This window comes from Streptomyces hiroshimensis (assembly GCF_014650335.1).
GTDB classification, from domain to species: Bacteria; Actinomycetota; Actinomycetes; order Streptomycetales; family Streptomycetaceae; genus Streptomyces; species Streptomyces hiroshimensis.
In genome coordinates this window covers 53,939-76,361 of the sequence record NZ_BMUT01000002.1, presented here as the reverse complement: position 1 = coordinate 76,361, position 22,423 = coordinate 53,939, and the positions used below count along the sequence as shown (strand labels likewise).

The following is a 22,423-nucleotide window of genomic DNA, read 5'->3' as shown; positions in this document are numbered from 1 at the left end:
CTCACACGATCGGGGGCGCGCCCTCGATCGGGCGTCCGAGGACGCCGGGGCGGCGCTGCCAGGGCCGGGGGCCGCCGGGCGGCCGGTAGTCCACGCCCAAGGCGTCGAGCCGGGCGTAATGGGCGGTCATACGGCGTTCGAAGGCCGGGTAGTCGCGCTCGGCGGGCGCGGGCAGCTCCGACCAGACGGCCTCGGCGAAGGCGGCCAGGCGCGGGAAGGCCTGGTAGTCGACGCGCTGCTGGGTCTCCGTCACCTCGCTCCAGAGGTTGGCCTGGGCGCCCAGGACGCGGGCGGCCCCGGCGCCGGTGAGGCCGGGCGGCACGGGGTCGAAGCGGTAGACGTCCTCCAGAGTGCGGACGTAGCCGATGGGTACGGGCTCGTCGGTACCGGCCGCCTGCCGGTGGTCGAGGTACACCTGCTGTTCGGGGCACATGACGACGTCGTGCCCGGCCCGCGCGGCGGCGATACCGCCCGCGTACCCCCGCCAGGAGGAGACGGTGGCGCCCTCGGCCAGGCCCCCTTCGAGGATCTCGTCCCAGCCGACGAGGCGCCGGCCGCGCTCGGCCAGCCAGCGGTCGAAGTGCCGTACGAACCAGCTCTGCAGCCCGTCCTCACCGGCCAGGCCGAGCTCCCGGATCCGGGCCTGCGCGGCCGGCGAGGCCTTCCACTGGTCCTTGGGGCACTCGTCGCCGCCGATGTGCACGAAGGGGGACGGGAAGAGGCCGAGGACCTCGGTGAGGACGTCCTCGTAGAAGGCGAGCGTGGCGTCGGAGGGGGCGAGGACGTTCGGGCTGACGCCCCACGTGTCCCACACCGTCAGGGCGGCGGTGTCGACGACGTCCGCGTTGCCGAGCTCCGGATACGCGGCGATGGCGGCCTGCGAGTGACCCGGGATGTCGATTTCCGGGACGACGGTGATGTGCCGCTCGGCGGCGTACGCGACGATCTCGCGGATGTCGTCCTGCGTGTAGTAGCCGCCGTGCGGCCGCTCGTCCCACAGCGGCGAGGCCCGGTGCCCGAGCTTCGTGCGCGGGCGCCAGGCGCCCACCTCCGTGAGCCGCGGGTGCCGCAGGATCTCGATCCGCCAGCCCTGGTCGTCCGTCAGGTGCAGATGCAGGACGTTGAGCTTGTGCGCGGCGAGGAGATCGAGATAGCGCAGCACGCCGTCCTTGGGGAGGAAGTGACGGGCGACGTCGAGGAGGACGCCGCGCCAGCGGAACCGCGGGGCGTCCTCGACGGCGACCGCGGGCACGGCCCACTCGCGCTTCCCCGTGACCGGCGCCCGCCGGAAGGCCTCGGGGCCGAGCAGCTGACGGAGGGTCTGGGCGCCCCAGAAGACCCCGGCCGCGCCGGCGGCGTGGATGGAGACCCCGTACCCGGTGTTGAGGAGCTGGTAGCCCTCGGGCCCCAGCCTGGGCTCCAGGTCGGCGTCGATGCGCAGGCCGATGCGGTTGTCACCGGCCTCACCGGCCGGCAGCGGGAGCCCGGTGGCGGCGCCGACGGTGGCGCGCAGCCAGCGGGCGACGCCTTCGGTGCCCGGCCGGGCCTCGATGCACGTCGCCTCGTCGAGGACGGAGAACCGCCGGTTGCCGGGGCCGACCACCGGGGCGGCTTCCCGGGCGGCGGGAATCAGGTCCCCGGGGGACGATGACGATGCGGAATGACTCATCGGATTCAGTCCTTCACCGCTCCGCCGAGGCCCGAGACGAGCCTCCGCTGTACGAGTACGAAGAAGACGAGTACCGGGACGGTCATGACGGTCGACGCCGCCATGATGCCGCCCCAGTCGTTGCCCTCGTCCTTGAAGAAGACGAGGAGCGCCATCGGCAGGGTGGAGTTCTCCGTGGCGCTGACGATGAAGGACTTCGCGAAGAGGAAGTCGTTCCACGTCGAGATGAAGGAGAAGACGCTCGTCGCGACGAGCCCGGGGAAGACCAAGGGGAAGAGGATCTGCCACAGGAAGCGGGAGCGGCCGGCCCCGTCGAGGTAAGCGGCCTCCTCCAGCGCCTCCGGCACGGCCCGGACGAATCCGCGCAGCATCCAGATCGCAAAGGGCAGCGAGAAGGCGATGTGGGGCAGGATCAGCGAGCCGAGGGTGTTGAGGCCGATGCCGGGGACGGTCTGCCCCGCGTCGCGCAGGAGGAAGAACAGCGGGATGGTGAGGGCCTCGACCGGCACCATCTGGGCGACGAGGAACATCACGAGCAGGGTCGTCCGGAACCGGAAGCGGAACCGGGTGACGGCGGTCGCGGCGAGAAAGGCGACGACCGCGGAGACCATGACGACGGTGCCCGCGACGAGCAGGCTGTTGAGGAAGTAGCGCGCGAAGTCCTGCTGGCCGAAGACGCGGCGGAAGGCGTCCAGGGAGGGCTGCGACGTCCAGGGGCGGGGGTCCTCCGACTGCACTTCGCCCGCCGGTTTCACCGCGGACAGGACCATCCAGTAGAGCGGGAAGGCCACCACGGCGGCGGTCAGCACGGCGGCGGCCTCGGCGGCGAGGCGCCACGGGCGGCGGACACGGGGAAAGCTCATATCTCCTCCCCCTGGCGCCTGAGCAGCCGCAGGTATCCGAGCGTGACGGCGAGCAGGATCAGCAGCATGACGACTCCGATCGCCGAGCCGAGGCTGTACTGCGAGGAGGCGAACGCCTTCTGGTAGGCGTAGACGTTCAGGGTCAGGTTCTGCCCGGCGATCCCTCCCCCGTTGGTCATCACGTAGATCTGCGTGAAGACCTTGAAGTCCCAGATGACCGACTGGATGGTGACGACGACCAGGATCGGCCTGAGCATCGGCGCCGTGACCCCGCGCCAGATGCGCCACTGCGAGGCCCCGTCCAGGGCGGCCGCCTCCAGGACCGCGCGGGGGACGGCCCGGATGCCCGCGTAGACGGTCACCATGACGAAGGGGAACGAGCACCAGACGACTTCGAGGAGGACGAGGGCGAAGGCGCTGTAGCGGTCGTAGGTCCACGCGTAGCCCTCGAAGCCGGACAGGCCGATCCCGGTGAGCGCCTTGTCGACGGGCCCGAAGTCGGGGTCGAAGAGGAAGAGCCAGACCGTCGAGCCGGTGACGGCGGGCGTCGCCCACGCGCCGAGCGCGGCGGCCATCAGGGCGAGGCGGGGCAGGGCGCGCACGCGCGTGAGGAGCACGGCGAGCGCGCAGCCGACGGCGAGGGTGGAGAGCACGCACGCGGCCGCGAAGAGGACGGTGGTGACGAGCACGTCCCGGAACTGGGGGTCGCCGAAGAGGGCCGCGTAGTTGCCGAAGCCCTGGAAGGAGGTGGGCCGGCCGCCGCTGACCTGGGCCTGGGTGTACTCCAGGAAGGAGATGAGGCCGAGCTCGTAGACGGGGTAGACCAGCAGTCCGCCGATGAGGACGAGGGCGGGGGCGAGGTAGAGCCAGGGCGTCCACCTGCTGTGGGTGCGCATGGCCGTGCTCCGGGTACGCATCGCTCAGCCCGCCGCTCTGAAGGCGGCGTTCATCTTCCGCGCGGCCCCCGCGGCGGCCGCGTCCACGCTCCTGCGGCCGCTCGCGATCTCCTGGAGCATCGTCGGCAGGACCTGCCCGGCGTCGATGGCGGCCCAGGCCGGGGTCACGGGCACGAAGGCGGCGCCCGCCGCGAGCGTCTTCACGAACGGCTCGACGAAGGGCTGCCGGCGGGCCGCTTCCCGGCGCACGTCCGTGTAGGTGGGCAGGAAGCCCATGGCGTCGAAGAGCTCGGCCTGGGTGCGCTTGCCGGTGAGGGTCCGCATCAGCGCCACGGCGAGGGTGCGACGGGAACTGCCCTTGAGGACACCGAGGTTGTTCCCGCCCGCGAAGGCGGGGGCGATGCTGCCCTCCTCGGCGCCGGGCAGCGGGACGACCGCGTACGCGCCCCGGGCCTTGCCGTTCTCGACGGCCCGGTGGCTGAAGTCGCCGCCGATGGCCATGGCCGCCTTGCCCGAGGCGAAGGCCTCGACGGTGGTATTTCCGCCCATCTGCGCGCACTTGGCGGGCGGGCAGTTGTGGTCGCCGAACAGGCCGGTGTACGCCTCGATGCCCTTCTTCGCGGACTCGGAGTCGATCGCGGCGGTGTACTTCCTGCCCTTCTGCTGCGCCAGCGCACCGCCGTTGGCCCACAGGAAGGGCAGGGCGCCGTACGTGTACGCGCCGCCGACCACGATCCCGTACATCCCGGGGCGCTCCCGGTGGATGCGGCGCGCGGCCTCGGCCAGCTCCGCCTGGCTCCGCGGCGGCCGGAGGCCGAGTTCGCGGAAGACGTCGGTGCGGTAGTAGAGGGCGCGCACGCCGACGAAGAGCGGGGCGCCGTAGACCTTTCCGTCCACGGTCACCGAGCGGCGCGCGGCGGGGTCGGTGTCCTTCGCCTCGGGCCAGGCGGCGAAGTCGGCGCTCACGTCGGCCAGTCCGCCGTCCCGTACGTAGCCGGCGGTGTCGGTGTTGCCGTACTCGATGACGTCCGGGGCGCTCGCGGGGTCGTTGAAGGCGGCCTTGATCCGCTGCGCGCGCGTCTCGACGGGAATGTAGGTGACGTCCACGGTGACCCCGCGGTGTTCCCGGGTGAACGCGGCGACGGCCTTGTCCACGACGGCCGCCTTGGGCGCGTTGTCGACCTCCCGGAAGAGCCAGACGCGCAGCCGTCCCGTGCTGTCGTCGCCGCGTGCGCCGCCGACGGAGGTCGAGGGGGCACAGGCGGTCAGGGTGAGGGCGGCCGCCGCCAAGGCCGCCCAGACGGATAAGCGGCGGCCGGGCGGTGTCATAGGGGTCCCCTCCCCGCGTGGCGTTGCAACATACGCAATGGGCGTTTCGCTCAGCACAACTGGCAGGAGACTAGGGGCGCGCCATGGCCCCGACAAGAGGTCTCCACCACTCTGTGATCGGCGAAAGCGCTCCGTGCAACGCACGCGGCCCCCGGGACGCGCCTCAGCGCATCCCGGGGGCCGGGAAAGATCCGGTGGTGCCGGCGGCGGGGAGCCGGGCTCTACTTCTTGTCGCCGCCCTTGCCGCCCTTGCCGTCCTTGTCCCCGCCGGCGCCCATGCCGTCGAAGATCTCCTTGCACATCGGACAGACCGGGTACTTCTTGGGGTCGCGTCCCGGGACCCAGACCTTGCCGCACAGGGCGACGACCGGGGAACCGGAGAGCGCGCTCTCCATGATCTTGTCCTTCTGGACGTAATGGGCGTAGCGCTCGTGGTCGCCGTCGCCGTGCGACACCTGCGGCGTCGGCTCTACGAGGGTGCCGGTCCCTGCCCCGCGCTCGGGCTCAAGAGTGCTCATGGTCTCCAAGGGTACTGGGGGACACCGCCGGGGACCGATCCCCGGTCCGGTCGCCTCCCCCGCCTGGAGGACGCCCTGCGCGCACCCTGCCGGGAGAAGGTGCTGCGACTGGGGTTCACCCGGCTGCTGCCGGAGGCGTGCGCACGGCTCACGGCGGACTCCGAGGCGGCTACGGGCGCGGGCGTACCGCTCGTACGCCGCGCTCGTACGCCGCGGCGCGGCCCTCCGCAGGGCCCGGTACGGGTCGCTTCGGGCCCGGGTCATGCCGGTCAGTTCAGGCTCGGGTCGTCCGGATACGTGGCGACCATCGCCAGTTCGTTCCGCTGCCGCCGCAGCACCGCACGCCACAGCTGCGAGGGGTCGGGCGAGGAGACGTCGCCCGGCTCGGACTCCACCACGTACCACGCGCCCTCCACCAGCTCGTCCTCCAGCTGGCCGGGGCCCCAGCCGGCATAGCCGGCGAAGATCCGCAGCGAGCCGAGGGCGGCCGCGAGGAGCTCAGGCGGGGCCTCCAGGTCGACGAGGCCGATCGCGCCGTGGACGCGGCGCCAGCCGAGCGGGCCGTCGCCGGCGACCGCCGGGGCTCCCGCCTTGTCGTTCCCCTCCCCCGGCACCACGGCCACGCCCAGCGCGGAGTCCAGCGAGACGGGGCCGCCCTGGAAGACCACGCCCGGCTCCCCGGCCAGCGCGGCCCAGGACTCCAGGATGTCGGCCACGCCGACCGGGGTCGGCCGGTTCAGGATCACTCCGAGGGAACCCTCCTCGTCGTGGTCGAGCAGCAGCACCACCGCGCGGTCGAAATTCGGGTCAGCGAGCGCCGGTGTCGCGACAAGCAGTCGTCCTGTGAGCGAGGACACCTCGGACATGGGCACATGATCCCGCATTTCGGGCCCGTGCGGGGGGTGGACGCCCACTCCGGCAAGAAAGGGGCGGCCACCGGCGCCCCGCCGATAACCGGTAGCGACCATTCCATTAACGGAGCGTGTTGTTGCAAAGCCATGACGTGCCCGGAGCCCCCCAGGGCATACAGGACGGCCCCCTCGTCGCATTACCCTTTCTTCTTGCCCCCTGCCCAACTCCAGGAACGCGAGATCCATGACCGGCCCTGACGATGTCCTGCTTGTCCACGGCGGTACCCCGCTCGAGGGCGAGATCCGTGTCCGCGGCGCGAAGAACCTCGTGCCGAAGGCCATGGTCGCCGCGCTGCTCGGGCACGGTCCCAGCCGGCTGCGCAACGTCCCCGACATCCGCGACGTGCGCGTCGTGCGCGGACTGCTGCAGCTGCACGGTGTGACCGTCCGCCCCGGCGACGAGCCCGGCGAGCTGGTCCTCGACCCCACGTACGTGGAGAGCGCCAACGTCGCGGACATCGACGCGCACGCCGGCTCCTCGCGCATCCCGATCCTGCTGTGCGGCCCGCTGCTGCACCGCCTCGGCCACGCCTTCATCCCGGGCCTGGGCGGCTGCGACATCGGCGGCCGGCCGATCGACTTCCACTTCGAGGTGCTGCGCCAGTTCGGCGCGACCATCGAGAAGCGCGAGGGCGGCCAGTATCTGGAGGCCCCGCAGCGGCTGCGCGGCTGCAAGATCCGCCTGCCCTACCCCTCGGTCGGCGCGACCGAGCAGGTGCTGCTGACCGCCGTCCTGGCGGAGGGCGTCACCGAGCTGTCCAACGCGGCCGTGGAGCCGGAGATCGAGGACCTCATCTGCGTGCTGCAGAAGATGGGCGCGATCATCGCCATGGACACCGACCGGACCATCCGGATCACCGGTGTCGACAAGCTCGGCGGCTACAACCACCGCGCGCTCTCCGACCGCCTCGAGGCCGCCTCCTGGGCGTCCGCGGCGCTGGCCACCGGGGGCAACATCTACGTGCGCGGCGCCCAGCAGCGCTCGATGATGACCTTCCTCAACACCTACCGCAAGGTCGGCGGCGCCTTCGAGATCGACGACGAGGGCATCCGCTTCTGGCACCCGGGCGGCTCGCTCAACGCCATCGCGCTGGAGACGGACGTCCACCCCGGCTTCCAGACGGACTGGCAGCAGCCGCTGGTCGTGGCCCTGACGCAGGCCTCGGGCCTGTCGATCGTCCACGAGACGGTGTACGAGTCGCGCCTCGGTTTCACCTCCGCGCTGAACCAGATGGGTGCTCACATCCAGCTGTACCGCGAGTGCCTGGGCGGGTCCGCCTGCCGCTTCGGCCAGCGGAACTTCCTGCACTCGGCGGTCGTCTCCGGCCCGACGAAGCTGCAGGGCTCCGACATGGTCGTCCCGGACCTCCGCGGCGGCTTCTCGTACCTGATCGCGGCCCTGGCGGCCGAGGGCACCTCGCGGGTCCACGGCATCGACCTGATCAACCGCGGCTACGAGAACTTCATGCAGAAGCTGAAGGACCTGGGCGCGAACGTGGAGATGCCCGGCGGCGAAGCCGGCGCCTGACCCCGCCGCGCCGCCACGACGGGACTCCCGGCTGGGGGTCCGGGGGTTATCCCCCGGGAAGAGCAGCATGCAGAAGCTGAAGGACCTGGGCGCGAACGTGGAGATGCCCGGCGGCGGCACGGACGCCTGAGTGCGTCGCACCCGGGGCGGCACGGACGCCTGAGTCCAGTCGTTCTGACGGGCCGTAAGCGCCTGTACGAGCCATTCAAGGCCCGTACAGGCGCTTTCCTGTATCCGGGCGGGCGTGCGCCCCGTACGGGCCGCTCAGGGCCCGTAGAAGCCCGGGAAAGCCCGAAGGGCGGTCACCCCGGCCCGGGGTGACCGCCCTTCCAGCGCTGAGCGCAGCGCTAAAGGCCTTACTTGCCCTTGGCGGCTTCCTTGAGCTTGGAGCCCGCGGAGACCTTCACGCTGTAACCGGCAGCGATCTGGATCGGCTCACCCGTCTGCGGGTTGCGAGCGGTCCGAGCGGCACGGTGGGTGCGCTCGAAGGTCAGGAAGCCGGGGATGGTGACCTTCTCGTCGCCCTTGGCGACGACCTCGCCGACGGTCTCGGCGAGCGCGGCCAGAACGGCGTCGGCGTCCTTGCGGGTCACCTCGGCGCGGTCGGCCAGCGCGGCCACCAGCTCACTGCGGTTCATGTTGTACTCCCGTGTTCTTCTTGCCAATGAGGCGTGAGATCGAAGCCGATGCTGCCAGGGCCCTCGGACAGTCCCCGGACCCGGGTCCGTTGCCAGACCCTCGCGCCCGGTTACGCATCCTGCCCCCACCAGTGGCGGGAAAGCCAATCCGGCACCCTGGAGAGTCACACGGAAAGCGGCACAGCCTCGGATACAGCCGCATTTCTGCGGCCTGATTTCTGCCCGACACCTTAGGGGCAGGTCGCGGGCCCGTGGGCCCGCGACGCGCCGTCATCAGACGGTCGTGGTGCCCGTCACAGCCGCACCGGCGGCCTTCGCGGCCTCGCGGACGGCGCCCGCGACCGCCCCGGCGACCTTGTCGTTGAAGACGCTGGGGATGATGTAGTTCGCGTTGAGCTCGTCCTCGGCGACGACGTCGGCGAGGGCGCGGGCGGCGGCGAGCATCATGTCGGTGTTGACCGTGCGGGACTGTGCGTCGAGGAGGCCGCGGAAGACTCCGGGGAAGACCAGGACGTTGTTGATCTGGTTGGGGAAGTCGGAGCGGCCGGTGGCGACGACGGCGGCGGTCTGGCGGGCGATGCCGGGCTCGACCTCGGGGTCGGGGTTGGCGAGCGCGAAGACGATGGCGTTGTCGGCCATCGCGGCGACGTCCTCGCCGTTGAGGACGTTGGGGGCGGAGACGCCGATGAAGACGTCCGCGCCGCGCACGGCTTCCTTGAGGGTGCCGGTCATCCCCTCGGGGTTGGTGTTGTCGGCGATCCAGCGCAGCGCCGTCTCCGGGCCCGCGTCGACGAGATCCGCACGGCCGGCGTGCACCACGCCGTGGATGTCGGCGACGACGGCGTGCTTGACGCCGGCGGCGATGAGGAGCTTGAGGATGGCCGTACCGGCCGCGCCCGCACCCGACATGACGACCCGTACGTCACCGATCGCCTTGCCGACGACGCGCAGGGCGTTGGTGAGGGCGGCGAGGACGACGATGGCGGTGCCGTGCTGGTCGTCGTGGAAGACGGGGATGTCGAGGGCTTCGCGCAGGCGGGCTTCGATCTCGAAGCAGCGGGGGGCGGAGATGTCCTCGAGGTTGATGCCGGCGAAGCCGGGGGCGATGGCCTTGACGATCTCGACGATGGCGTCGGAGTCCTGGGTGTCCAGGCAGATGGGCCAGGCGTCGATGCCGGCGAAGCGCTTGAAGAGGGCGGCCTTGCCTTCCATGACCGGGAGGGCGGCCTTGGGGCCGATGTTGCCCAGGCCCAGGACGGCGGAGCCGTCGGTGACCACGGCGACGGAGTTGCGCTTGATGGTCAGGCGGCGGGCGTCCTCGGGGTTTTCGGCGATGGCCATGCAGACGCGGGCGACGCCGGGGGTGTAGATCATGGAGAGGTCGTCGCGGTTGCGGATGGGGTGCTTGGACGCCATCTCGATCTTGCCGCCGAGGTGCATCAGGAACGTACGGTCGGAGACCTTGCCCAGCACGACGCCCTCGATGCCGCGCAGCTTCTCGACGATCTCGTCGGCGTGCTCGGTCGAGGTCGTCGCCATGGTGACGTCGATCCGGAGCTTCTCGTGACCGGAAGCGGTCACGTCCAGGCCCGTCACCGATCCGCCGGAGGACTCCACGGCCGTGGTGAGCTCGCTGACCGAGGTTCCGCTCGCGGGGACCTCCAGCCGGACCGTCATCGAGTACGAGACGCTTGGCGCCGTTGCCATGGCCGACTTCCTCTGCTTTCCCTTGTTTCGCTGGTGCGCGCACCGCCGGGCCGGCGGGACGCCGACCGAGGGAGCGCAAGTAACGATCGTCCCACCTACCGACTGGTAGGCGGTAACCAGGGGCGATTTTCGGAATTAAAGTTCCGCAACTCAAGAGAGCGTCGGAGGGTATTGGAGGGCGTCGGAGAGCGCCGGAGGGCGTCGGAGGACATCGTGGCCCTCCCGGGGGCCGTGCTGCCCGGAAATACCGGTGGGCGCCCCTCCCTGAAGAGGGGCGCCCACCGGGACGCTGATGACACCGACCCGCCATGCTCGCCTCGCGGCAAGTGGTCGCTCGAAGCGACTAAGGTTGGGCCCGGGGGCTTGGATCGAGCCGGTGCCACACCCAGGCTAACAAACCGCCCCGGGAAGTCATTCCGCCAGGGGAAGTTCGCCCTTGAAGGCGCCCCCGGCGGTACCGCGGCCCCCGTACCCCCTCAGCCCCGCCCTCAGTCCCGCAGCAGGTCCGGCACGCCGTCGGCGTCCGGGTCGTCGCGCTCGCCGGAGAGCACCGTCAGCCGCTGGGTGGCGCGGGTCAGCGCCACGTACAGCACCCGCAGGCCCGCCGGGGACTCGTCGGCGATCTCGGCGGGCGAGACGACGATCGTCGCGTCGTACTCCAGGCCCTTGGCCTCCAGGCTGCCCAGCACCACGACGCGGTCGCCGAGGCCGGCCAGCCAGCCGCGGGCCTCCGCGCGCCGCGCCATCGGCACGACCACGCCGACCGTGCCCTCGACGTCCGCCAGCAGGTGCTCCGCCTCGGCCCGGACGGCCGGGGCGAGCGCGGCGCCCGCGACGGCGAAGCGCGGCACGACGCCCGTGGAGCGGACGGCCGCCGGGGACTCCATGCCCGGCATCGCCAGCGCCAGCACCTTGGCCGCGAGCTCGGCGATCTCCGCGGGGTTGCGGTAGTTCACGGTGAGCCGGAAGCGGGTGCGGCGGCGGGCGCCGAGCGCCTCGTCGCGGGCGGCGGCGGCCTCGTCCGGGTCGGACCAGGAGGACTGCGCCGGGTCGCCGACGATCGTCCAGGTGGCCGTACGGCCCCGGCGGCCCACCATGCGCCACTGCATGGGCGTCAGGTCCTGCGCCTCGTCCACGATGACGTGCGCGTAGTCGCGGCGCTCCTCGGCCAGGCGCTCGGCGCGCTCGCGGCGCGACTCCGAGCGCTGCGGCATCAGCTCCTCCAGCCCGGTGAGATGGTCGAGCGGGTCGTACTCGCGCGGCTTCCTCGGCCGGGCCGGGGCGCCGAGGAGCGTCTCCAGCTCGTCCAGCAGGGCCACGTCGTGGACGGACAGCGGGCCGCGCCCGGCGGCGTCCAGGCGGCGCAGCGAGCGGGCCAGCAGCCGGGTCTCGCGCGGGTTGAGCACCCGGCGGGCGGAGCGGGCGAGGCGCTTCTCGTCGGCCATGCCCGCCAGCACCTGACGCGGCGTCAACTCCGGCCACCAGGCGTCGAGGAAGGCGAGGAAGTCGTCCTCGGTGGTGATGTCCTCGTCGAAGGCGGAGCGGGCCTCGGCGGCCAGCTCGGGGTCGGTGTAGCGCTTGGGGCCGCCGGCCCTGGACCACAGGGCGTCGAGGATCAGCCTGCGGGCGCGCGGGCGCAGCAGGTTGACCGGTGCGGTGCCACCGAGGGCGGTGTTGCGGATGCGCTTGAGGTCCTCGGCGCCGAGCTCGATGCGGGCGCCGAAGGCGACGACGCGCAGACGGTCGGGCGGCCCGGCCGGGCCGCCGCGGCGTCCGCCCCCGTTGCCGTTCCCCTCGGCGAGGGCGCCGTCCAGGGACAGCTGCCCGTCCTCCCCCGCCGGAGCGGGGCGTACCGCCGCCGTCCCCGGGCCGGAGCCCTCCAGCGCGCCGCGGACCGCCTTGCGGAGGACCTTGAGCATGCGCGAGGAGCCCTTGATGCGGGCCACGGCCGGCTCGTCGTACGTGTCCGCCTCGGCGCCGTCGACCAGCGAGCCGACGGCGCGGATGGCGACCTGCCCCTCCTCGCCGAGCGAGGGCAGCACGCCCTCGGTGTAGGCGACGAGCAGCGGGGTCGGGGAGACGACGAGGATGCCGCCCGCGTAGCGCCGCCGGTCCTGGTAGAGCAGGTAGGCGGCGCGGTGCAGGGCCACGGCGGTCTTGCCCGTGCCGGGGCCGCCCTCGACCTCGGTCACCGACGCGGCGGGCGCGCGGATGACCATGTCCTGCTCGGCCTGGATGGAGGAGACGATGTCGCGCATCGTGTGGCTGCGGGCCTGGCCGAGCGCGGCCATCAGCGCGCCGTCGCCGACGACCGGCAGGGTGTCCCCGCCGAGCGTGGCCGTCAGCTCCGGGCGCAGCAGGTCGTCCTCGACGCCGAGGACGCGGCGGCCCTTGGAGCGGATGACGCGGCGGCGCACGACGCGGCCGGGCGCGACGGGCGTGGCGCGGTAGAAGGGCGCGGCCGCGGGCGCCCGCCAGTCGATGACCAGCGGGGAGTAGTCGGCGTCGAGGACGCCGATGCGGCCGATGTGCAGGGTCTCGGCGATCTCGGCCCGGTCGCCGCGGACGGCGTCGTCGGCGGGGTCGACGGAGGTGTAGGCGCCGTCGGGCCCCTTCTTGCCGTCCTTGCCGAGCAGCAGGTCGATGCGGCCGAAGAGGAAGTCCTCGAATTCGCTGTTGAGCCGGTTGAGGTGCACTCCGGCGCGGAAGACCTGGGCGTCCCGCTCGGCGAGCGCGCCGGGCGTGCCGACCTGCCCGCGCTTGGCGGCGTCGTCCATGAGGAACTCGGCCTCGTGGATCTTCTCCTCCAGGCGCCGGTAGACCCGGTCCAGATGCTGTTGTTCGGTACCGATCTCGCGATCGCGGACCCCGTCGGGCTCGCTCTGCGGTCCGGTCGCCACCTGCGCGTGTGTGGCGTTCTGCGCGGCCACCCAAGCCCCCTTCTGCTGTGCCTAGGGCAGCCGTCAACCGTACGCGAACAGAGGTACTGAGCGCACCTGTCGGTACATGACTGTTTTCATCGGGGTTGATGGGTTTTTGGTCACACCTTGACGGTGGCGAGCAGTTTGCCGTCGAGCGTCCGCACCTCGAACCGGGAGATATCGCTCCGGTTCAGCGCGGCGCCACCGTGGGTGTACAGCGGCTCCTTGCTCCACTTGTCGCCCTTGCCTGGCTCGTCCAGGCCGTATCCACTCGGCGGGACCGCCCACGTCGTCACCGTCTGCCGCTCCCCGTTCTTGCCCACGGCGACGAGATCGCAGGTCAGCGGGCCTCCGACGTGGGACAGCCGCAGGGCCACATGGGTGCCCCACGCCTTCGGCTGCAGCGAGACCGTCGCATCCACCTTCGTGGCCGGGTCGACCGCGCCGATCTTCTCGCCGTCCTCGTACATCTGCTTGGCCGCGCTCACGCCGCTGTGGTCCGGGGCCTCCTCGGAGAAGACCGCGGCGCCCACCAGCGGGCCCGCGACGATCAGCGCGGCGGCGGCCGCGACCAGGCACAGACGGCGGGTGCGCTGCGCCCGGCGGGTCGCCGTGACGCCGGCGAGCAGGCGGTCGAGCAGCACCGGGTCCGGGCGCGGCGCGAGGGCCTCCGGTCCGGGCGCGGACTCCTTGAGGTCCGCGAGGAGCGGGGTCAGGCCCATCAGGCCGTCGAGCTCGGCGGCGCACCGCGGGCACCCGGCGAGGTGCTCCTCGAAGCGGACGGCGTCCGCGTCGTCGAGGACGCCGAGGGCGTAGGCGCCCACCTCGGTGTGCCGCTCGTCCTGCTCGTGCTGCTCATGGTCCGGTGCCGGCCGGTTCATGCCGTCACTCCTCGTTCTTCGAGCGAGAGCTTCATCGAGCGCAGTGCGTAGAAGACCCGGGACCGCACGGTCCCCGCCGGCACGCCCAGCACCTCGGCCGCCTCGCTCACGGTACGTCCCCTGAAATAGGTCTCGATCAACGCCTCCCGGTGGGCCTCCGTCAGGTCGCCCAGCGCGTCGGAGATGGTCATCAGGCGCAGCGCCCGGTCGATCTCGTCGGCCGCCGGGAGCAGTTCCAGCGGCCCGGGGTCGACCTCGCGGGGCCGCGCCTGCCGGCTGCGGTGGTTGTCGATGACGATGCGCCGGGCGACGGTCACCAGCCAGGGCCGTACGGAGCCGGGGGCCCCGCGCAGCCGGTCGGCGTTGCGCCATGCGCGCAGCAGCGTCTCCTGGACGACATCCTCGGCGCGCTGGCGGTCACCGTCCACCAGCCGGAGGACGAAGGCGAGGAGCGGGCCCGCGTGCTCGTCGTAGAGCGCCCGCATCAGGGCCTCGTCGGGACTCGGACTCGTCCTGTCAGCCACGGCGGCATCCTTGCGCAAGGCTTCCCCCTGGTCGATAGCGCGCGTCGGTGTTCGCTGTCAGTGCGCGTGCCTCCGTTCCGGCCGGTGCCTCCCGGCGCCTCCCGGTGCCTCCCGGTGACGCGGGTGCGCCGGGGCACTCGGCCAGGGGTACGGACGGGACGGCGCCTGCGTTCAGCGGCGGCGGCGTGATGCAGGTCTCTGTTCCCGGCTGAACGGGGGACCGGGCCGGCCCCGTACGACAGCCCGTAAAGCCGGCGCAGGGGGCGCCGGCTCCGTACGGGGAGGTTCGCCGTGAACCGTTTCGGCAAGCGCAGGGCCGTCGTCGCCACCGCCACCGCGGCGGCCGTCGCCGCGGGGGTCGGCATCGCCTTCGCGGTGGTGCCGGGGGACGGCGGGAACGGCGGGGACGGCGGGAATGGGCGCGGGGCGGACCGGCAGGACGCCGTCTTCTTCGCCGGCAGCCTCAGCGGGGCGAACGAGGTGCCCGCGGCGGACGGCAAGGCCGTCGGCGACAAGGACGGCCGGGCCGTCGCCTTCCTGCGCGTCCAGGGCGACGAGGTCACCTTCGCCTTCACCTTCCGCGGCATCGCCACGCCCACCGCCGCCCATCTCCACCAAGGCGGGCGCGGCAAGAACGGCGACGTGCGGATTCCCTTCTTCGCGGAGAAACTGCCCGACGGGCGGAGCAGTGCCAACGGCACGGTGAAGGTCGCCGACCGGAAGCTCCTGGACGCGCTGAAATCCGGTCCGGACGGCTTCTACTTCAACCTGCACACCGGTGAATTCCCGGGTGGTGCGGTACGGGGGCAGGCACACCGGCTGAGTGCGCCGCTCGACATGGACACCGCCGTGAAGAGCGTGCAGGCGTCCGTCGTCGAGGGCAGCCAGATCTACGCGTGCACCCGGCAGGACGGCGGCGGGTTCGCCTTCGTCCAGGACAACGTCTCCGCCGCGCTCGACGGGAACATCGCCCACTCCTTCGTACGGCCCGGAGGCGACCCCCAGTGGATCGCGCCCGACCGCTCCGCCGTCACCGGCAAGGTCGTCGCCAAGACGCCCAACGGGGACGGGAACATCCCCGAGCTCGACCTGCGCGCGACGAAGTCCGGCGCCGGGACGGGCGTCCTCGCCTCCACGACGGAGATCCTGCGGCTGAACACGCGGGGCGGCGTGGCCCCTGCCGGGCCCTGCGACCCGCAGCGGCAGCCGAAGGCGGCCGTGCCCTACCGGGCGGACTACCTCTTCATCGGACGCTGACGGCCCGGATTCACCGGGCGGTCACGGCGCCGCTTCACCGGGCGTCGACCGCGCGGCGGCGGTGGCGGGCCACGCGCTCGCGGTTGCCGCACACCTCGCTGGAGCACCAGCGGCGCCGGCGGCCGCGGGAGGTGTCCAGGTAGACCAGGGAGCACGTCTCGCCCTCGCACCGGCGCAGCTGGCCGCGGGCGGCCGGGTCGGTGAGCAGCTCCACCGCGTCACGGGCGATCCGGCCCACGACGGCGCCGCAGTCGGGCGCGGCCGCGACCGTACGGACCAGGGTGCCGTCCTCGGCCCGCACGGCGCGCAGCGCGGGCGGCGCCGTGGCCGCGAGGGCGTTGACCCGCTCCAGGTCCGGATCGGCGGCCCGGCCGTCGACCTCGGCGTGGACGATCCGGTGCAGCAGGTCGCGGACCGCGCGGAAGCGGGCGAGCCAGGCGGCGTCCACGGCGGCCAGGGGGGTGCCGGGCGGGACGGCGCCGGAGGCCAGGAGCCAGTCGCGCAGCCGGTCGGGGGTGTCGAGCCGCTCGACCGGCTCACCGCCGAACCGGCCGCCGACCGTGGCCACCAGATCCAGACAGAGCCGCCCGGCATCGAATCTCAGGTCAGAGAAGCCCGTCACCACCCCACCAGAGTGCCTCGCGGCAGGCGCCCGTGAAACCCCTAGCCCTACGGGCGGTTCGCAGCGCCGCCCTCACCGGCAGCCGGGCACCGCCGAGCACCCCGGTGGGGGCTGAGCACCGCTGCGGCGGAAGAAGTGCTCGGCAGCCCCGCCACCTGCGTGCCGCCCCGGCACAAACCCCCGCCGCAACGGCGAACAACCCGAACGGCGCAGCCCGGCGGTGCCGGAGCCACCGGCAGTGCGGCACCGCCGGACACCCCGGCGGGGGCCGATCACCGCTGCGGCGGGAGCAGGCGCCGTGCAGACGCCGTGCTTCAGACCGTCATCAAGGCCGCATCGAGCCGTGGCAGCCACGCCCCCGCAGGGCGGGTCAGCCAGTCGTGCCGGGAGGCCAGGGCCGTGGCCGCCGTCTGCAGAGCGGACACCGCCGGGTGGCGGAGGCCGCGGCGCCAGACCATGGAGACCGGTGAGAGGGGCACGGGGTCCACGAGGGGGCGGAGCACCATGTCGGGGACCTCTATGAACTCCACGCTCGCCAGCACCGACCAGCCCCGCCGCCGCACGACCCGTACGAACTCCCCCTTCCCCTCGATCTCCGGGAACGGCGCGGCGATGCCGATCCCCCGCCCGGCGAAGAGCCGCTCGGCGAGGTCGGTCCACTCGGCGGTGGCGGGGTTGCCGGCGGCGGCGTAGAGCGTCTCGCCCGCCAGGGAGTCCAGCGGCACCTCGGGCAGGCCGGCCAGCCGGTGCCCGGCGGGCAGGAGCACGGCCATCGGCTCGTACCGGACGGGGCGGTGCTCCAGCTCCGCCAGCACCGCCGGGCCGAGGCCCGCGACCCGCCCGAAGGAGACGTCGAGCCGCCCCGCGAGGATCTCGCCCGCGGCACCGGTGAGCCCGCTGTGGAAGCGGGCCACCAGCTCGTGCTCGGGCGCGGCCTGCCGGGCGGCGGTCAGGACCCGGTACGCGGTGCCGACCGTCGCCGCGCAGTCCACGATCAGCGGCCGTTCCTCACGCGCCCAGGCGGCGTCCAGCTCGTCGTGGGCGGCGAGCACCCGCCGGGCGTACGGCAGCAGCCGCGCCCCTTCCGCGGTGAGCGTGACCTGCCGCGTCGTGCGCGCGAACAGCTCACCGCCCAGGCGCGCTTCGAGCCGGCGGACGTCCCGGCTGAGCGCCTGCTGGGCGGTGAACAGCCGAGTGGCGGCACGGGTGAAGTGCAGTTCCTCGGCCACGGCAACGAAGGCGCGCAGCAGGCGCGGCTCTATGTCGTAGGGCACGCACGGCAGTTAACAACAGAACCGCGTGAATGGCGAGCGATCAGGTGTTGGACCGTGCGACGGGATCACCACGAGGCTTGCCCCATGCCCCCGCACAGACCCTTCGCCCCCTACGCCCGTCTCTTCGCCCTCCCCGGCACCCGCGCCTTCACCGCCTGGAACCTCCTCGCCCGCCTCCCCATGGGCATGTTCGGCGTCGGCGCCGTGATGATGATCTCCGCCGGGCGCGGTTCGTACGCCCTGGCCGGCGCCGTCACCGCGACCGGCCTCGCCGCGACGGCGCTGGCCGGCCCCTGGACGGCCCGTCTCGTGGACCGCCACGGGCAGGCCCGCGTCACCGTGCCGGCCGCCGCGTTCGCCGCCCTGGGCTCACTGTCCCTGGTGCTGTGCGTGCACCTCGACGCCCCGGCCTGGACCCTGTTCGCGTCGTACGCGGCGACCGCGACCACCCCCAACACGGGCGGCATGTCCCGCGCCCGCTGGGCGCACCTCCTGCGCGCCGACCCGGCCGCCCTGCACACCGCGAACGCCTTCGAGCAGGCCGCGGACGAGGCGTGCTTCATGCTCGGCCCGGTCCTCGCGACGTTCCTGTGCACGTCCTTCTTCCCCGAGGCGGGCACGCTCGCCGCCGCGCTGATGTTCCTGACGGGCGCGGTGCTCTTCGCCGTGCAGAAGCGCACCGAGCCGCCCATATCCGCCCGGCCCCTCCACCGGAAGTCCCCGCTGCGGGGCAATCCCGGGCTCGTCGCGCTCCTGGCCGTCTTCGTCTGCACCGGCGCACTGTTCGGCTCGCTGGAGGTGGTCACCATCGGCTTCGCCGACGCACAGGGCCACCGCGCGGCCGCGGGGGCCGTCCTGGCCCTGCAGGCGGCGGGTTCGTGCGCGGCGGGTCTGCTCTACGGGCTGACGCGCCCGTCCTCCCCCGCGGCGGCCCGCTTCCCGCGCTGCCTGGCGGCGATGGCCGCCCTGGCGCTGCTGCCGCTCCTGACGACGGCGGCGGGCGGCGGACTGCCGCTCCTCGCGGCCGCGCTGCTCATAGCGGGCATGGCGACGGCGCCCACCATGGTCACAGGCATGGGCCTGGTCCAGGGCCTGACCCCGCCGGGCAGCCTGAACGAGGGCATGACACTGGCCGTGACGGGCCTGCTCACGGGCATAGCCGCGGGCTCGGCCGCGGGCGGCTGGTCCGTCGAGCACCTGGGGGCCGCGGGCTACGCGGTGCCGGCGGGCGCGGCGGCGACCGCGCTGCTCGTGGCGACGGCGGGCCGGAGGGCGCTCGCGGGGCGGCCCGTGCTCACCGCGCGGCCCGCCGCCTGAGCAGCACGCCCAGGCCCGCGGCCGTCAGCACCCCGGCCGTCGTACCGCCTGCCACGTACGCCACCGTCATCCCGGAAGCCCCCGAGCCCTCGGAGCCGCCGGAAGCCCCGGAGTTCCCGGCGTCCCGCCCTGAGGAGCCCGCGGCCGCCTCCGTGACCTGCAGCTTCCCGACCTTCGTCACCCGCCCGTGGTGGCTGGCGACGGTGACCGCGTAGCTTCCCGGCTCAAGTCCCCGCCGGATCCGCGCGGGCGCGAAGTACCGGGGGTCGTCCCCGTCCGCCGCCTTGCTGTCGTCCCGCCGCAGCCGCACCGGCCGCTCGAAGGCCGGCGAGGTGGCCGTCAGCCGCTCCTCCTCCCCCGGGTCGGGCGACCGGTCGCGCCACAGGACGGTGACGGTGCCGCCCGCCGGGACCCGGTGCCCGTGGGTACGGGCGCCCTCCGGGCCTGTCTCGGTCGAGGCGTCGTAGAACGCGGGCCCGCGGGCCCGCCCCACGTAGTCGCGGTCGCCGGGCCGCGCCGCGCGGACCACCAGCGGCTTCTCGTCGACGACGCGGCCGCCCGGCCCGTACAGCGTGACCTTGTACGTCCCGTCGCGGGTGCCCGGCGGCAGCTCGGCGGCGCCGGAGAACAGCCGCGGGTTGTTCCAGTCCGTGCTCGACGGGTCGTGCGCGAGCCGCACCGGCGCGCGGAAGGCGGGCGAGTGCACGGAGAAGGAGCGCCCGGTCTCGCCCGGGTACAGATCGTCGTACGACATCCACAGCCGCTCCCCCGGCCGCAGCACCTCCCCGGGCGACGTCACCGAGAAGCTCGGCCGCTCCGACGGCTTCACCTCGACGCGCTCCTCGGCCACGACCCGGCCTCCGGCCCGGACGGTGAGCGGGTACGTGCCCGGCTCGGTGGTCATCGCGATGGCCGGGCGGGCGTGGTGGCCGTTCTCGCGGAGGGCGAGCCGGACGGGGCGCGGGAAGACGGGCGAGGAGACGGTGACGTCGCCCCCCGCGCCGATCCCCTGCACCTCTATGTCGACGAGCTCGCCGGGGCGGTTGTCGTAGGCGCTGTTGAGCAGCAGGTGCACCCCGCCGTCGCCGTCGCCGCCGTCCTCGGCGGACGCAGGCCCCGCACCGCCGACGAGCCACAGGGCCCCCGCGGCCAGCACCGCGGCCGCCGCCGTGCGCATCCGGTTCACCGGCCACCACCCCCTCGTCATGGAGCGTCATCAGGAAAGAGGGACGCGGAAGCCGATCGGTTGCCCGTCGACGCCAAGCATGACAAAAGCCCCTGGTCCGAGGACCAGGGGCTTTTGCCCACATGGGATGAGTGGAGATGGCGGGAATCGAACCCGCGTCCAACGGTGCAGAATCAGGGCTTCTCCGTGTGCAGTTCGCTGCGATTTTCTCGGCCCCGGAGATCACGCGAACAAGTCTCCGACGGGCTCAGCCACTGTTTGATTTCCCACCAGGCCCCGTGACCGGGCCTAGTGGTTTAGTTCCCTAGCTGATGCCAGGATCCGGGTCGGGAACAGCCCCGGGCTGACACTTCGCAAGTCGCTACTTAGGCAGCGAGGGCGAAGGAATCGCGCTTGGTGTTGGCGATTATTGGTTGCGACATATGGTTTACGAGATCATTGCCGCTTCCTCGACACGCTTCCCCTGCTTCGACATCCGCTGTCGAAACCGATCATCCCCATGTTGATTTTTCAATGTGCGCACCGGGTACCACCCCGTGTGCTGTCTCCATCGTACGTGACCGACGGCCGACGGTGCCAGCGTATTACTGCCTCCGGCCCGGGTGGTCGCTAGCCCCGCGGAGCGGACGCCCGCTGCCGGCGGCGCGCCGCCGCGATCGCCCGGTTCGACTCGCGCGTGTCCTGCTTCTCGCGCAGGGTCTGCCGCTTGTCGTACTCCTTCTTGCCCTTGGCCAGGGCGATCTCGACCTTGGCCCGGCCCTCCTTGAAGTAGATGGCCAGCGGCACGATGGTGTGCCCCGACTCCTGCGACTTGGAGGCGAGCTTGTCGATCTCCTCCCGGTGCAGCAGCAGCTTCCGCTTGCGCCGCGCGCTGTGGTTCGTCCACGTGCCCTGGGCGTACTCGGGGACGTGGGCGTTGTGCAGCCACGCCTCACCGCCGTCGATCTGCACGAAGCCGTCGACCAGCGAGGCCCGGCCCTGCCGCAGCGACTTGACCTCCGTACCCGTGAGCACCATGCCGCACTCGTAGGTGGTCAGGATGTGGTAGTCGTGCCGCGCCTTCTTGTTCTGCGCGACGAGCTTGCGACCCGTCTCTTTCTTCTCTTTAGCCATAGCGCCGCCATTCTCGCACTAGGACCCGCCCCCGAGGCCACTCAATACTGTGCGGGCCCGCTCCTCGGCATCGCCGTGGACCAGCAGGTCGGGGGCGATGCCCTGGCCGTCGACGGCGCGGCCGGCGGGGGTGCGGTAGTGACCCACGGTGAGCTCGGCGACCGAGCCGTCCGCGAGGCGGCTCGGCATCTGCACGGAGCCCTTGCCGAAGGTGCGCGAGCCGACGACGACGGCCCGGCCGCGGTCCTGCAGGGCGCCCGCCAGCAGCTCGGCCGCGCTCATCGTGCCGTCGTCGACCAGGACGACGAGCGGCAGGGCGGTCACCACACCGGGCCGGGCCTCCAGGGAGCGCTGGCTGCCGTGCACGTCGTAGGTGGCGACGAGCCCGCCGTCGAGGAAGGCGGAGGCGGCCGTCACCGCCTCGCGGACCAGGCCGCCCGAGTTCCCCCGGAGGTCCAGCAGGATGCCCTCGCCGGGCCGCGCCGCCGCGGCCGCCGCGCGCACCCGCTCGCCGGTGCCCCGGGTGAACGAACCGACCTTGATCCTCACGGCCGCGACCTCGCCCCGGACGAAGTGCTCGGCCGTCACGCTCTCGGTGACCAGCCGCTCCCGGTACAGCGTGCGCGCCCAGCTGCGCCCGGCGCGCTCGACTTCGATCCGCACGGGTGTGCCGGGGGCGGAAAGGGCCGTGGTGTCGCCCCGCAGCAGGGCTACGACATCGGTGACGGGGCGGTCGTCGGCGACCGCGCCGTCGACGGTGCGCAGCCGGTCGCCGGGCAGGAGGCCGGCGCGGGCGGCGGGGCTGCCGGGGCGCACGCTGTCGACCTCGGTGCGGCCGCCGCTGCCGCGCCGCGCGGAGAGGCCCACCCCGACGTAGGCGCCGTCCAGGGCGCGCTCCAGGCCCTCGTACTCGCGGGCGCTGTAGACGGCGCTCCAGCGGTCGCCGCTGCGGTCGACGACCTCGGCGGCGGCCTCGGTGGCGGAACGGCCGTCCTCGACGGCCTGCGCGGCTGCGGCCTCGACCTCGGCGTGGTCCACGGGGCCGCCGGCGCCGGCGCCCGGATCCGCGACGGCACGGTCCGCGGGTCTCGCCGCGGTGCGCGGGGCCGTGCGGGCCTCCGACGCCTTCCGGCCTTCCTGGCCCTGCGAACTCCAGGAGCCTGCTGCGGCGCCGGTGGCCAGCACGCCCGCGAAGACCAACGTCAGCGCGGCGCCGCGGCGGGCGCGGCGCTGCGGGTGGAACATCGACGGGCCGGGCATGCGCGTGAG

The 22,423-nt window shown here is 73.0% G+C and carries 19 protein-coding genes and 1 other RNA gene; 3 read left to right on the top strand and 17 right to left on the bottom strand.

Annotated features, from left to right (window positions below; all coding sequences use genetic code 11):
• Position 1: 1 nt before the first annotated feature.
• The 6 genes from IE241_RS05635 to IE241_RS05610 all read right to left on the bottom strand — a co-directional run bounded on the left by IE241_RS05635 (position 2) and on the right by IE241_RS05610 (position 6,141).
• Positions 2 to 1,669: a beta-N-acetylhexosaminidase gene (locus tag IE241_RS05635; RefSeq protein ID WP_190020523.1), complete on the bottom strand. Its 1,668-nt coding sequence runs from the start codon at positions 1,667 to 1,669 to the stop codon at positions 2 to 4.
• Between the two features lie 5 nt (positions 1,670 to 1,674).
• Entirely contained in the window at positions 1,675 to 2,532 is an 858-nt protein-coding gene (locus tag IE241_RS05630; RefSeq protein WP_190020522.1) for a carbohydrate ABC transporter permease, read from the bottom strand.
• Positions 2,529 to 3,449, bottom strand: a complete 921-nt coding sequence (locus IE241_RS05625) for a carbohydrate ABC transporter permease (protein WP_190020521.1) — start codon at positions 3,447 to 3,449, stop codon at positions 2,529 to 2,531. Before IE241_RS05625 ends, IE241_RS05630 begins: the two co-directional genes overlap by 4 nt.
• Positions 3,450 to 3,452: 3 nt before the next feature.
• A complete protein-coding gene (locus tag IE241_RS05620; RefSeq protein WP_190020520.1) occupies positions 3,453 to 4,757 on the bottom strand; it encodes an extracellular solute-binding protein in 1,305 nt (434 codons plus the stop codon).
• Positions 4,758 to 4,978: 221 nt separating this feature from the next.
• On the bottom strand, positions 4,979 to 5,275 hold the full coding sequence (locus IE241_RS05615) for a DUF3039 domain-containing protein (protein ID WP_190020519.1): 297 nt from the start codon (positions 5,273 to 5,275) through the stop codon (positions 4,979 to 4,981).
• Between the two features lie 269 nt (positions 5,276 to 5,544).
• The gene (locus tag IE241_RS05610; RefSeq protein WP_190020518.1) at positions 5,545 to 6,141 is read right to left on the bottom strand and encodes a YqgE/AlgH family protein; all 597 of its coding nucleotides are present in this window, start codon (positions 6,139 to 6,141) and stop codon (positions 5,545 to 5,547) included.
• A gap of 229 nt (positions 6,142 to 6,370) precedes the next feature.
• Between IE241_RS05610 and murA the strand changes: the two genes are divergently transcribed.
• Positions 6,371 to 7,714 (top strand): UDP-N-acetylglucosamine 1-carboxyvinyltransferase, encoded by a 1,344-nt coding sequence (gene murA / locus IE241_RS05605; protein ID WP_190020517.1) that lies wholly within the window; start codon positions 6,371 to 6,373, stop codon positions 7,712 to 7,714.
• A gap of 356 nt (positions 7,715 to 8,070) precedes the next feature.
• Here the strand turns inward: murA and IE241_RS05600 are convergent, their stop codons facing one another.
• The 5 genes from IE241_RS05600 to IE241_RS05580 all read right to left on the bottom strand — a co-directional run bounded on the left by IE241_RS05600 (position 8,071) and on the right by IE241_RS05580 (position 14,403).
• Positions 8,071 to 8,352: an HU family DNA-binding protein gene (locus IE241_RS05600; RefSeq protein WP_004951951.1), complete on the bottom strand. Its 282-nt coding sequence runs from the start codon at positions 8,350 to 8,352 to the stop codon at positions 8,071 to 8,073.
• 273 nt (positions 8,353 to 8,625) lie between these two features.
• Positions 8,626 to 10,059: an NAD-dependent malic enzyme gene (locus IE241_RS05595; RefSeq protein ID WP_190020516.1), complete on the bottom strand. Its 1,434-nt coding sequence runs from the start codon at positions 10,057 to 10,059 to the stop codon at positions 8,626 to 8,628.
• Between the two features lie 488 nt (positions 10,060 to 10,547).
• Positions 10,548 to 12,989: a HelD family protein gene (locus IE241_RS05590; protein ID WP_373300586.1), complete on the bottom strand. Its 2,442-nt coding sequence runs from the start codon at positions 12,987 to 12,989 to the stop codon at positions 10,548 to 10,550.
• A gap of 110 nt (positions 12,990 to 13,099) precedes the next feature.
• Positions 13,100 to 13,861: an anti-sigma factor family protein gene (locus IE241_RS05585; RefSeq protein ID WP_190020515.1), complete on the bottom strand. Its 762-nt coding sequence runs from the start codon at positions 13,859 to 13,861 to the stop codon at positions 13,100 to 13,102.
• Positions 13,858 to 14,403 carry a sigma-70 family RNA polymerase sigma factor gene (locus tag IE241_RS05580; protein WP_190020514.1) on the bottom strand — a complete coding sequence of 182 codons (546 nt, stop codon included), beginning with the start codon at positions 14,401 to 14,403 and terminating at the stop codon, positions 13,858 to 13,860. Before IE241_RS05580 ends, IE241_RS05585 begins: the two co-directional genes overlap by 4 nt.
• A gap of 273 nt (positions 14,404 to 14,676) precedes the next feature.
• Here IE241_RS05580 and IE241_RS05575 point away from each other — a divergent pair, with 273 nt between their 5' ends.
• Positions 14,677 to 15,642, top strand: coding sequence for a CHRD domain-containing protein (locus tag IE241_RS05575; protein ID WP_190020513.1), 966 nt, complete (start codon positions 14,677 to 14,679; stop codon positions 15,640 to 15,642).
• Positions 15,643 to 15,676: 34 nt separating this feature from the next.
• Here the strand turns inward: IE241_RS05575 and IE241_RS05570 are convergent, their stop codons facing one another.
• Both IE241_RS05570 and IE241_RS05565 read right to left on the bottom strand, forming a co-directional pair.
• Positions 15,677 to 16,264, bottom strand: a complete 588-nt coding sequence (locus IE241_RS05570; protein ID WP_190020512.1) for a CGNR zinc finger domain-containing protein — start codon at positions 16,262 to 16,264, stop codon at positions 15,677 to 15,679.
• A gap of 314 nt (positions 16,265 to 16,578) precedes the next feature.
• Positions 16,579 to 17,538: a LysR family transcriptional regulator gene (locus IE241_RS05565; RefSeq protein WP_190020511.1), complete on the bottom strand. Its 960-nt coding sequence runs from the start codon at positions 17,536 to 17,538 to the stop codon at positions 16,579 to 16,581.
• An 84-nt stretch (positions 17,539 to 17,622) separates the two neighbouring features.
• Between IE241_RS05565 and IE241_RS05560 the strand changes: the two genes are divergently transcribed.
• Positions 17,623 to 18,855 carry an MFS transporter gene (locus IE241_RS05560; RefSeq protein WP_190020510.1) on the top strand — a complete coding sequence of 411 codons (1,233 nt, stop codon included), beginning with the start codon at positions 17,623 to 17,625 and terminating at the stop codon, positions 18,853 to 18,855.
• Here the strand turns inward: IE241_RS05560 and IE241_RS05555 are convergent.
• The 4 genes from IE241_RS05555 to IE241_RS05540 all read right to left on the bottom strand — a co-directional run bounded on the left by IE241_RS05555 (position 18,833) and on the right by IE241_RS05540 (position 22,414).
• Positions 18,833 to 20,032, bottom strand: a complete 1,200-nt coding sequence (locus IE241_RS05555; protein ID WP_373300616.1) for a hypothetical protein — start codon at positions 20,030 to 20,032, stop codon at positions 18,833 to 18,835. The two genes, IE241_RS05560 and IE241_RS05555, sit on opposite strands and share 23 nt — an antisense overlap.
• A gap of 138 nt (positions 20,033 to 20,170) precedes the next feature.
• Positions 20,171 to 20,540, bottom strand: a transfer-messenger RNA (tmRNA) gene (gene ssrA / locus IE241_RS05550).
• 110 nt (positions 20,541 to 20,650) lie between these two features.
• Entirely contained in the window at positions 20,651 to 21,154 is a 504-nt protein-coding gene (smpB, locus tag IE241_RS05545; protein ID WP_190020508.1) for an SsrA-binding protein SmpB, read from the bottom strand.
• Positions 21,155 to 21,172: 18 nt separating this feature from the next.
• Positions 21,173 to 22,414, bottom strand: a complete 1,242-nt coding sequence (locus IE241_RS05540; RefSeq protein WP_190020507.1) for a S41 family peptidase — start codon at positions 22,412 to 22,414, stop codon at positions 21,173 to 21,175.
• Positions 22,415 to 22,423 lie beyond the last annotated feature (9 nt).